A 10358-nucleotide genomic window follows, 5' to 3' on the forward strand; every position below is an offset into this window, starting at 1 on the left:
AGGACGTTGTTCTCATCGAGCCCGTTACCCATGGGCATGGCCTGGGCTACGGCGACGAGTTCGGTGCAGACGGCGTCGTACTGGGATTCGTGGACGTAGAGGCGTTTGAGGGCGGCGCAGGTTTGGCCGGTGTTGATGAACGCTCCCCAGAACAGACCTTCAGCGATTGCTTTGGGATCGGAGTCGGGGAGGACGATGCCGGCGTCGTTGCCGCCAAGTTCCAGGGTGAGCCGTTTGACGGTGTCTGCGGAGGAGCGAATGATGGCTTTGCCTGTGGCGGTGGAGCCGGTGAACATGACCTTGCCGATGGCCGGGTGCTCGGCCAGGCGTGCGCCGACGTCGCGGCCGCCGGAGACCACGGAGAGCAGGCCTTCGGGGAGTTCTTCGTTGATGATCGCGGCCAGTGCCAATACGGACAGGGGGGTGTATTCGGACGGTTTGACCACCACGGCGTTGCCCATGCGCAGTGCCGGTGCGATCTGCCAGACGGTGATGAGCATGGGCCAGTTCCACGGGCCGATGGCGCCGACGACGCCGATGGGCCGGTAGTGCAGTTCGGCGCGGGTTTCGCCGTCGTCCACCACGGTTTCCGGATCCAGGGGCGTGGCAGCGGTGGCGCGGAGCCAGGCGGCGCAGGCGCCGACTTCGAAGCGGGCGTTCGGGCCGTTCAGTGGCTTGCCTTGCTCGCGGGAGAGGAGTTGGGCGAGTTCTTCGGCGGAGCGTTCGACGGCGTCGGCGGCCTTCATGAGCGCAGCGGACCGGGCGTCGTGGCCCAAGGCAGCCCAAGCCGGCTGTGCTGCGGTAGCGGCGGTGATGGCGGCTTCGAGGTCTTCGACGGTGTGAACAGGTGCTTCACCCACAGCCTCGCCCGTCGCGGGGTCAAAAATGGTGCGTGACTGAAGGGGAGCGGAGGGCACATCCAAGGTTGCTGAACTGACGGTCATTTGATGATCCTTCGGTGAGTTGGTTCGCTCGGGCCTGGGACGGGCGCTGTGGCGGAAGAGGTGGCTCTCTCTGGAAATGAGCCGGTGCAGTCATGCAAGGGGACGCTCACATGATGTGACTGAACACACAGTAGACCCGGGATGCATCTTTTTTCCACACTTGTCGAAAAAAACTTTTTTTGCCGAGCCATCGCTTGTGGTGGTAGTCACATTCAGCGTATTCTCTACAACCATAGAAAAAAACTCTTTCCCAGTCGTTGAAAACGAGGAACCATGAGCACTCCACTTCTGCAGGCCACTCAACTCCATCCGATGGCAAGTGCCAGCGAGGTCGCGGCACTCCAAGCCCTGTTGAGGTCAAACGATCTCTTGGGTCCGCAGAAGCGCATCGCTTACTTGGGGCTGGTGGATCCTTCCCGGGGTGCCACTGAGCAGGACCGCCGCTTCCGCGTCTTCATTCATGACATTTCCGGCGGAGCCCCCAGTGACGTCCTGGTCTCCGTGACCCGCGGCGAGATCCTGACCGCGAAGGAACTGGACACCGAGGTTTGCGGCGAACTTCCCGTCCTTGAAGAGGAATTCGAAGTAGTGGAGACGCTCCTCTCCACCGACGAACGGTGGCTTGCCGCACTCGCTGTGCGCAATTTGGACGTCGCCAAAGTCCGCGTAGCCCCTCTGTCCGCCGGTTACTTTGAATATGAAGAGGAACGGGGCCGCCGCATCCTCCGCGGTCTGGCGTTCGTACAGGACTTCCCCGAAGACAGCGCCTGGGCGCATCCCGTGGACGGACTGGTGGGCTACGTGGACGTGGTCAACAAGGAAGTCACCCAGGTGATCGACCTCGGCGCCATGCCGATCCCGGCAGAGCACGGAAACTACACAGATCCTGATCTCACAGGTCCGCTGCGCGAAACCCAAAAGCCCATCAGCATTACCCAGCCCGAAGGCCCGAGCTTTAGCGTCACCGGCGGCAACCATGTTGAGTGGGAAAAGTGGAGCGTGGACGTCGGCTTCGATGTCAGGGAGGGAGTTGTCCTCCACAACCTCGCCTTCCAGGACGGCGACACAAAGCGCCCCATCATCAACCGTGCCTCCATCGCAGAAATGGTGGTTCCCTACGGCGACCCTTCGCCCATCAGGTCCTGGCAGAACTACTTCGACACCGGCGAATACCTGGTGGGTCAGTACGCCAACTCCCTGGAACTGGGCTGTGACTGCCTGGGGGACATCACTTACCTCAGCCCCGTCATCAGTGACGCTTTCGGCAACCCCCGCGAAATCCGCAACGGCATCTGCATGCACGAGGAAGACTGGGGCATCCTCTCCAAGCACTCGGACCTCTGGACGGGCATCAACTACACCCGCCGCAACCGCCGCCTGGTGATCTCCTTCTTCACCACCATCGGCAACTACGATTACGGCTTCTACTGGTACCTCTACCTGGACGGCACCATCGAGTTCGAGGCCAAAGCCACCGGCGTCGTCTTCACCAGCGCTTTCCCGGAAGGCGGCTCGGACAACATTTCCCAGCTCGCCCCGGGCCTCGGTGCACCCTTCCACCAACACCTCTTCAGCGCCCGGCTGGACATGGCCATTGACGGCTTCACCAACCAGGTGGAGGAAGAAGACGTGGTCCGCCAAGCGATGGGTGAAGGCAATGAACGTGGCAACGCGTTCTCCCGCAAGCGCACACTCTTGACCAAAGAATCAGAAGCCGTCCGCGAGGCCGACGCCCGCGCAGGCAGGACGTGGATCATCTCCAACCCGGAGTCCAGGAATCGTCTCGGCGAGCCAGTTGGTTACAAGCTCCACGCCGAGAACCAGCCCACGCTGCTGGCCGATCCCGGCTCGTCCATCGCCAAGCGGGCGGCGTTCGCCACCAAGGACCTGTGGGTCACCCGCTATTCCGAGGAGGAGCGCTACCCTACGGGCGACTTCGTGAACCAGCATTCCGGCGGTGCGGGCTTGCCGGCCTACGTTGCCCAGGACCGCGAGATCGACGGCCAGGACATTGTGGTGTGGCATACCTTCGGCCTGACGCACTTCCCGCGCGTGGAAGATTGGCCGATCATGCCTGTGGATACGGTTGGCTTCAAGCTCCGCCCGGAAGGCTTCTTCGACCGCAGCCCGGTCCTGGACGTCCCGGCCAACGCCTCAGGTTCGAGTTGCCACAGCGAGGCCGGCGGGGCCGGCGGCGAACATGGCGAGCCCGCCGGGCACTGCCACTGAACCGCATCGGAACAAAGAAATGACAACAATGGCAGGACGGGTCCGGGTCTCCGGGCCTGTCCTGCACCCCCGCATCTGCGCGGCCCTCACGGCTGTCTCTTGCCTGGTGCATCTGTGGCTCGCCGCCGCCGGACACCATCCGGCGTGGCTGGGCATCCTCATGATCGGCCTGGCGGCAGTCTGCGTCCCGTGCACAGTCCACATCTGGAGGCACAGCCGGGTCGGAGCGCTGCATCAAGTGACCGTTTCGGCGTTGGCCATGGTTGGACTCCACGCTGTCCTGCTGTTGGGAACGGGCGGTTCCGGCCACGCCCACGGCGGGGGACCGGCGTCGAACGCTGTTGTGTCATCCGGCGCTGCCGGACTTTTGCTGGTGATCGGACTGGAAATCACGACGGCGTTACTCGCCGCCACGCTGGTGGCCCGGCTTCGGCGCCGGGTAGCGATGGTGTCAGGAGCCAACGGTCCACTGGACCAACCTTGTATTTGAAACCCCTGGTGCCACAATGGACCCATGGCCGCAGCGTGGTCACTTCGTGAGGGGTTCCGCAGCGGGCCTGACCCGGATGCCCTGCGCCGTCCCTTCTTCTACGCGGCACTGCTGGTCTTCGCAGTAGTAGTCCTGGCCGAGGTGGGGATGTCGCTCCTGCTGGGCCAGGCCGCCGTCGAGCCCGTATCCGCAGCCGAAGCCACCAAGCTGGGTGTTCCGCTTCCGGTATTCAGCAGTTTGCAGCGGCCGGACGCCGATCCGCCCGGTGCCGGGATTGGTTTTCTGGCTTTCCTGGATGGGCTGCTGCTGTTCACCGTGGTGATGCTGGGGCTCAGCCTGATCATGGACCTGCGAACGTACGGGCGGGTTCAGGGAATTGCCACGCTGATCGTGACGCTGCTGTGGGTCATCGCTGCCTTCCTCACTGCGATGCTGGCTCTGGCGAAGTTGTTCCTCATGATCGGGCTCTTCGTGGCCGCACCCTTTGGGACCATCGCGTACTTGGCCTTGTGGGGGAGCTTTCCCAAAGGCCAGGCCGCAGCCATCCTTGGCCTGTTGTTGCTGCTCAAGATCGTCTTCGCCGTGCTGCTGATCCTGAGCCAGCCGAAGTTCCTCAAGGTCACTGGCTTGGTGGTACTGCTGGTGATTTCGGTGCTGCTGCAGGTTGTTCTGGGGATCATTCACGGCTTCCTGCCTGGACCGCTGGTGTCCATCGGTGATCAGTTCTGGGCGCTGATCACCGTGGTGGTGGCGCTGGTGTGGGCGTTGATTATGCTGATCGCCTCCATCCCGGCGATCATCAACGCCCTGCGTGTCAGCGGCTCGGCGGGGGACTGAGGACCTACGGAACGAGCGAAAGCCGCGTCAGCTTGTCCGGGTTGGAAACCTGGCGCAGCTCGCGGATGGCCCCGTCCGCTCTGCAATGGATGGTCACGATGTCAGCCCGCCCGTTGTGCCTGAGCACGAGGGCCGCTTCGCCGTTCACCTCGACGATTTCTGCCCGAACCGGGCGGACAGGATCGAAAACCACCGCCTTACCGAGCACGCCTGTAAAGAAGCGCGCGATCCTTGCTGCCCCGAACAGCGGGTTCATGGCGCTCTTGACCTTGCCTCCGCCGTCGGCCCACAGCACCGCATCCCGGTCCAGCATGGCCACCACGGTCTCAAGCTCGCCCTGTTCAATCGCGTGCACCAGCTTGTCCAACGCCGCACGGTCTTTAGCCCGGGGCGCCGGGGCGTCCGGATCAATGTCCAAGCGGCGTTCAGCGCGCGAAATCATTTGGCGTACCGCGGCGGGGGTCTTTTCCAGGATCTCCGCGATCTCCGGGGCCGACATCCCGAAAGCGCGGTGCAGCACCAGCGCCGCCCGCGCTTCCGGCGCCAGTTGCTCAGCCAGATGCAACAAGGTCAAGGACAGGAGCTCGCGGTTGGCCAGCGTTTCCTCCGGGAGCCGAGACGTGTCCACCGGCTCGGGCAGCCAAGGGCCAATGTATTCCTCCCTCGCTGCGGCGAGTTGGCGGACGCGATCCACGGATCGCCGCACGCACACGGTGGTCAGCCACGCAGGCCAGGAATCCACCCGGGACTCCGCCTTCCCCTCCTGCCGTACGGCGTCGATCGCCACTTCGGAGACGACGTCCTCTGCATGGCCGAAATCGCCCAACATCCGGTAGGCAATCCCCAGCAGGCGATTCCGTTCGCTCTGCCACGCCACCGTGGCCGACACCCCAAGAGTCATGCTGCCAACGCTACCGCTCAGACCAGCGGGTTCTTCTCATCCAATGGCGGTTCCATTTGCGTGCTGATGGCAATCCGGTTCCAGACGTTGATGGTGGAGATGGCCAGGAGCAGGCCGCCCATCTGGCTGTCGTCGAAATGGGTGGCTGCCGCGTTCCAGATTTCGTCTGTCACGGTGTCGGGACCGAGCTGCGTCACAGCGTCCGTGAGTGCCAGCACGGCCTGCTCGCGTGCATCGAAGAAAACTTTGGAATGTTGCCAGGCCGCCACGGCATGCAGCTTGCGGGCCGGAATCCCACGTTTCCGGCCGTCCGTGGCATGCATGTCAACGCAGAAGCCGCACCCGTTGAGGATGGAGGCGCGAAGCTTGATGAGTTCGTACAGATCAGGATCCACCGATTTGCGGGCGTAGCCCTCCAGTCCGATGACGGCGGCGTAGCCGAGCTTGTTGCTGCGTCCGATGTTGATGCGGGTCATGGTGTTTCCCTTCAGTGATGGAGCCTTACATCAGGGATGTCGGATCCGACGCCGAAAGTGTGACACCTCGTGGAGCAGGCGTGGGCCGGCAGCAACCGTTATTGGGCTTGTGGTTGCTGGGTGGCCACCGTGTCGCCTATGGCAAATGAGACGGGTTTACTGATTGCGTTGTCGAGTGAGGCGGTCACACTGGCCTGCCCGTTACGCAAACCGGTAACGAGGCCACTCGCGTCCACTCTTGCCGCGAGCGGGGGAATGGCACGCCACGCTACTGGAGCAGCAGCGCTCGTTGTTCCATCACTGAACTTGACCGTCGCGGTGAGTTGCCGCTGCTGACCAATAGTGAGTCCGTGCGGTCCTGCGGGAGAGACGGCTATTGCTGTCGCCACAGGTTCGATGGTGACGGATGCCGTAGCTTGCCACTCCTTGCCGTTGGCGTCGACGCACAGCGCGATTATCGTCGTCGATCCATGACCAGTGCCTGTGACTGAACCCGACGTATTCACGCTCGCGATCTTGGAATCCTTCGAAGACCACGTCACCGTCGTGGGGGGTGCCCGCGTCCCATTCGAAGCAGTGATGAAGGCCGTCAGTGGTTGTGTTTGGGTGTGCTTGACACGCAGCGTGGCAGGGTTAACAACGCACCCCGCGGGGGGATCGGTGGGGGTGCCCGGACCAGTGATCGTGATGGCAGCCGTTGCCCGCAAGTTGCCTTCCGTGGCAGTGATGGTGGCGGCACCCTGGCTGACACCTGTGACCAGCCCGTTTCCGTCGACGGTAGCAATGCCTTTGTTGAGGGAGTCCCAGATAGCCGGATCATTGCGGTTCCCTATTGAACCGTCGCTGAAGGTGCCGTGGGCCATGAGCTGGGTGGTTTCACCCGCAGGAACTGTTCTGCTGCCAGGAACTACGACAAGGCTGACGAGGCTTAGGCCAGGGTCCGGATCGACGACCTGAAATTCCAGTAAGCCGGAGACCCCACTATGAGCCGCTGTTATTTGCGCAGCACCTGTCGTGGCCGCCGTGGCAACCCCGGTCTCGGAAACGGCAAGAATCTCCGGCATGTCTGAATTCCACGACAGACCGTCGCCCAGTTCCTTTGTCTCGCCGTTGCTGTAAGTTCCCGAGGCTTTGAGATTCACTGTGGCATCAGGATGGAGGCGCTGGCTTGGAGCCGTGATGGTGATTGATTGCAGAATAGGCGGTGGCGGCGGCGCGGATCTCATCATCACTGCTGCCACAAAGGCCGCCATTAAAGCCAACGACACCACCACGGCTATCACCCAGGCCCGGATGATCCGGCGGCGAACGGTGGACATCCCTTCGGCCAGGGCAAGACCCAGATCTGCGGGATGTGTTTGTGCGTGCAACGAGGCCTCGGCCAGCAACCGTTCCCGCAGCACGTCCCTCATGGCCGGCCCTCCTCCAAGGCCAGGCGACCGGTCGTTGCCTCGGCGTGCGCCAAGGATTTACCGACGCTCTCTGCCGGACGCCCCGTCATGCCCGCAATTTCACCAACAGTCAGGTTGGCAAACTCGTGGAGCACAATGGCTATCCGCTCCTCGTAGGGAAGCCTGGATAGCGGGTTCCGGTTCCGCCGGGGTGGTTTTCGTGTCCGGTCGCCATCTGATTGGAGCCACTTTTCATGCTTACGGAGGAGCTCCACAAAAACGCATAACGTGTAGACGCGCAGTTGGGGAGTCACCGGTCCTTTCCACGCGCTGGACGCCAGGGACCAGGAGGCCTCGAGCAGTTTCCGCGCCGTCTCCGGGTTATCGCACAGCAGATGGGCGCAATACTCCATGTCCCCTTTCTGCCGTTCGAAGACGCTGCGGAGCTCACTTTCGCGATCCCTCAGTGCTGGGGCGATCTTGAGAGTGGGGATAGGGCCGAGTTCGATCTCCCTCACCATCGGCATGAAGACGCCAGCGACGAGCAGCACAATACCGGCGCCCACGGCCAAAGGGAGCAATACGTCAGGGACGGCTTCGGGAAGGACATCCTCAGGGGAAAGGAGCATCACCACTGCGGCAATAATCACCGCGATTCCCAGACCTGCCAGCACAACCCGCAGCGGAGTCAAGGCGCTTCGGATGTGTCGCTTGGGCTGTTCGCACATGCTGTACCAGCTTAGGAAGGTGCGCGGTGTCTATCAGAGTGATTTTACGTCTATCGATTGGATTATTGAACACGCAGCCGCTGTTTTCTGCGGTTTTATTCCTCGTGTACAGGGTCTTCCACCCGGTTCCGGTACGCGGCCAGGTACGTGGAGATGCGACGGACTGCTTCTTCGATGTCTCCGACGTCGGGGAGGATCACGAACCGGAAATGGTCCGGCGTGGGCCAGTTGAAAGCAGTGCCGTGCGAGACCAGGATCTTCTGCTCTTGCAGGAGCTGGAGGACAAATTTCTCATCAGAGGCGATGGGGTAGATTTCCGGGTCCAAACGCGGGAACAAGTACATGGCCCCGGCTGCGGGGACACAGCTGACGCCCGGAATCGCAGTCAGGAGTTTCCATGCCAAGTCCCGCTGCTCGCGCAGGCGTCCACCGGGACGGATGAGGGCTTCGATGCTTTGGTACCCGCCCAGACAGGTTTGGATGGCGTGCTGTGCAGGAACATTGGCGCACAACCGCAGTGAGGCGAGCAGTTCCAGCGATTCGCGGTAGGCCGCCGTCGCCGTCAAAGGTCCAGTGACGGCAACCCAGCCGGCCCGGTAGCCGGGCATGCGGTACGCCTTGGACAGCCCACTGAACGTCAGGACGCACACGTCCTCAGCTACAGCGGCCGTGTGGATATGGGGAGCATCGACGTAACGGATTTTCTCGTAGATCTCATCCGAGAACAGGACCAGATCGTGTTTCCGCGCGAGTGATGCGAACTGCTCCAGGATGTGCCGGGGGTAGACGGCGCCCGTGGGGTTGTTCGGGTTGATGATGACAATCCCACGCGTACGTGGGGTGATCTTCTCTTCGACGTCGGCCATGTCCGGCCACCAGTTCTCCTCCTCATCGCAGAGGTAGTGCACGGCCTGGCCGCCGGTCAGCGTCACGGCAGCGGTCCACAGCGGGTAGTCAGGGGCAGGGATGAGAATCTCATCGCCATTTTCCATGAAGGCCTGCAGGGTCATGGAAATCAACTCGCTGACGCCGTTGCCGATGAAGACATCCTCGACGCCGATGGTCATCAGCCCGCGGGTTTGGTAGTACTGCGAGATGGCGGTGCGGGCGGAGAAGATGCCCTTGGAATCGCTGTAGCCCTGCGCGCCGCGGAGGTGGTGGATCATGTCCACCACAACAGACTCCGGGGCCTCCAAACCGAACGGCGCGGTGTCCCCAAGGTTCATCTTGAGGATGCGGTGTCCCTCGGCCTCCATGGCCTTGGCCGCCTGGAGGATGGGTCCACGGAGTTCATAGCGGACGTTCTGGAGTTTGCTGGAGTGCTGCATCGGACGCATGGTTGATCTTTTCATGGCGCCGGCCCCAGCGGGCAAACACGTCTCATCGTTGCAGGACCTCCCTGCACCTGGGGTCGGTGAGACACTCATTGAATTTCACATCAACGTCAAGACGCAGCCCGATACGCGTTTTCACCAAAACCAGCGAATTGGACCTGATGGGTTCGCCGGGGTTAGGAAAAACTCCCGCCACAAAGCAGCCAAACCGTCCTGCGTCCCTGGTGGTGCGGCAGGCAGCTGAAACTGTGAAGTCCATTTGCAACCCCGCCCCTTGGAGGACACTGCGGGCATCTTCAACCGAGAGACCAACAACTTCGGGAACCCTCATCTGGACCGGCGCCGCAATCTCCAGATTCACCGTGCTGCCGCGGCCCACCTTTTCGCCGCCTGCCGGGCTTTGGTTCACCACAGTTCCTTCAGGTGAGGTGCTTTCGGTCTGCGATGTGGTGGCTTTGAACCCTGCATCTTCGATGATCTTCACCGCTTCGGCCTGCGGTTTGGTTTTCACATCCGGCACGTTGGCGTCCTTGAAGATGAAGAACAGGATCAGGCCCACGACGGCGAGCAGCACTACGCCCCCGATGATCACCCACAGCCATGGGAAAGGCCGGGGCGGTTTGGGTTCTTCGGCAGCGGGAACACTCAAGGTCACTACATGCGCCTGGTCCGCGTAATCTTCCGGAGCGTCGTCGGCGGAGTATGCGATCAGTTTCACCGGGTAGCTGCCTGCGGCGGCACTTGCGGTGTCGAAACTGACAACGTACTGTTCCGTGGCCCCGGCAGCGATGGTCCGCAACGGGTTGGAGATGGTGGCATACGTTTTCGACGGCGGACTGGTCACCTGCCCGGGGAACGCGCCGAGCACCACCCGCTCGGCTTCGGCGGAGCCGTTGGTGACGGACGCCGTCAGCGATCCCTTTCCATCCTTGAGGACAACGTCCGGGGAGCTCAACGTCATGGTGATGGCAGTCATGGCACAACAACTCCTGGGATGGCGGGTGATGGATTCGGTGCACAGCAGGTCA

General features: G+C 62.3%; 10 protein-coding genes. 3 read left to right on the forward strand and 7 right to left on the reverse strand.

Annotation, left to right across the window (positions count from 1 at the left end; translation table 11 throughout):
* Positions 1-944: aldehyde dehydrogenase family protein (locus RQH14_RS19700; protein WP_311214817.1), on the reverse strand; the 944-nt coding region annotated here is incomplete at its 3' end.
* A gap of 273 nt (positions 945-1217) precedes the next feature.
* Between RQH14_RS19700 and RQH14_RS19705 the strand changes: the two genes are divergently transcribed.
* Genes RQH14_RS19705 through RQH14_RS19715 form a run of 3 tightly spaced genes read left to right on the forward strand, consistent with a single transcriptional unit; the run spans position 1218 to position 4500 of the window.
* The gene (locus tag RQH14_RS19705; RefSeq protein ID WP_311214818.1) at positions 1218-3173 is read left to right on the forward strand and encodes a primary-amine oxidase; all 1956 of its coding nucleotides are present in this window, start codon (positions 1218-1220) and stop codon (positions 3171-3173) included.
* A gap of 19 nt (positions 3174-3192) precedes the next feature.
* Complete coding sequence (locus RQH14_RS19710; protein ID WP_311214819.1) at positions 3193-3663, forward strand: hypothetical protein; 471 nt, start codon at positions 3193-3195, stop codon at positions 3661-3663.
* Between the two features lie 24 nt (positions 3664-3687).
* Positions 3688-4500: a hypothetical protein gene (locus tag RQH14_RS19715; RefSeq protein ID WP_311214820.1), complete on the forward strand. Its 813-nt coding sequence runs from the start codon at positions 3688-3690 to the stop codon at positions 4498-4500.
* Between the two features lie 4 nt (positions 4501-4504).
* Here the strand turns inward: RQH14_RS19715 and RQH14_RS19720 are convergent, their stop codons facing one another.
* The 6 genes from RQH14_RS19720 to RQH14_RS19745 form a co-directional block, all read right to left on the reverse strand.
* The gene (locus tag RQH14_RS19720; RefSeq protein WP_311214821.1) at positions 4505-5401 is read right to left on the reverse strand and encodes a sigma-70 family RNA polymerase sigma factor; all 897 of its coding nucleotides are present in this window, start codon (positions 5399-5401) and stop codon (positions 4505-4507) included.
* Between the two features lie 17 nt (positions 5402-5418).
* Positions 5419-5877 carry a carboxymuconolactone decarboxylase family protein gene (locus tag RQH14_RS19725; RefSeq protein ID WP_311214822.1) on the reverse strand — a complete coding sequence of 153 codons (459 nt, stop codon included), beginning with the start codon at positions 5875-5877 and terminating at the stop codon, positions 5419-5421.
* Positions 5878-5975: 98 nt separating this feature from the next.
* Positions 5976-7289, reverse strand: a complete 1314-nt coding sequence (locus RQH14_RS19730) for an Ig-like domain-containing protein (protein WP_311214823.1) — start codon at positions 7287-7289, stop codon at positions 5976-5978.
* Complete coding sequence (locus tag RQH14_RS19735) at positions 7286-7996, reverse strand: hypothetical protein (protein WP_311214824.1); 711 nt, start codon at positions 7994-7996, stop codon at positions 7286-7288. Before RQH14_RS19735 ends, RQH14_RS19730 begins: the two co-directional genes overlap by 4 nt.
* A gap of 95 nt (positions 7997-8091) precedes the next feature.
* Positions 8092-9333 (reverse strand): pyridoxal phosphate-dependent aminotransferase, encoded by a 1242-nt coding sequence (locus tag RQH14_RS19740; RefSeq protein ID WP_311214825.1) that lies wholly within the window; start codon positions 9331-9333, stop codon positions 8092-8094.
* Positions 9334-9376: 43 nt separating this feature from the next.
* Positions 9377-10306: a PASTA domain-containing protein gene (locus RQH14_RS19745; RefSeq protein ID WP_311214826.1), complete on the reverse strand. Its 930-nt coding sequence runs from the start codon at positions 10304-10306 to the stop codon at positions 9377-9379.
* Positions 10307-10358 lie beyond the last annotated feature (52 nt).

It is taken from the genome of Arthrobacter sp. WCS2018Hpa-7 (assembly GCF_031843805.1).
GTDB lineage: Bacteria > Actinomycetota > Actinomycetes > Actinomycetales > Micrococcaceae > Arthrobacter.

Excerpts from the sequence above, each read along its gene's own strand:
- RQH14_RS19705 (WP_311214818.1), top strand. The coding sequence starts at position 1,218 with ATGAGCACTCCACTTCTGCAGGCCACTCAACTCCATCCGATGGCAAGT.
- RQH14_RS19710 (WP_311214819.1), top strand. The coding sequence starts at position 3,193 with ATGACAACAATGGCAGGACGGGTCCGGGTCTCCGGGCCTGTCCTGCAC.
- RQH14_RS19715 (WP_311214820.1), top strand. The coding sequence starts at position 3,688 with ATGGCCGCAGCGTGGTCACTTCGTGAGGGGTTCCGCAGCGGGCCTGAC.
- RQH14_RS19720 (WP_311214821.1), bottom strand. The coding sequence starts at position 5,401 with ATGACTCTTGGGGTGTCGGCCACGGTGGCGTGGCAGAGCGAACGGAAT.
- RQH14_RS19725 (WP_311214822.1), bottom strand. The coding sequence starts at position 5,877 with ATGACCCGCATCAACATCGGACGCAGCAACAAGCTCGGCTACGCCGCC.
- RQH14_RS19730 (WP_311214823.1), bottom strand. The coding sequence starts at position 7,289 with ATGAGGGACGTGCTGCGGGAACGGTTGCTGGCCGAGGCCTCGTTGCAC.
- RQH14_RS19735 (WP_311214824.1), bottom strand. The coding sequence starts at position 7,996 with ATGTGCGAACAGCCCAAGCGACACATCCGAAGCGCCTTGACTCCGCTG.
- RQH14_RS19740 (WP_311214825.1), bottom strand. The coding sequence starts at position 9,333 with ATGCGTCCGATGCAGCACTCCAGCAAACTCCAGAACGTCCGCTATGAA.
- RQH14_RS19745 (WP_311214826.1), bottom strand. The coding sequence starts at position 10,306 with ATGACTGCCATCACCATGACGTTGAGCTCCCCGGACGTTGTCCTCAAG.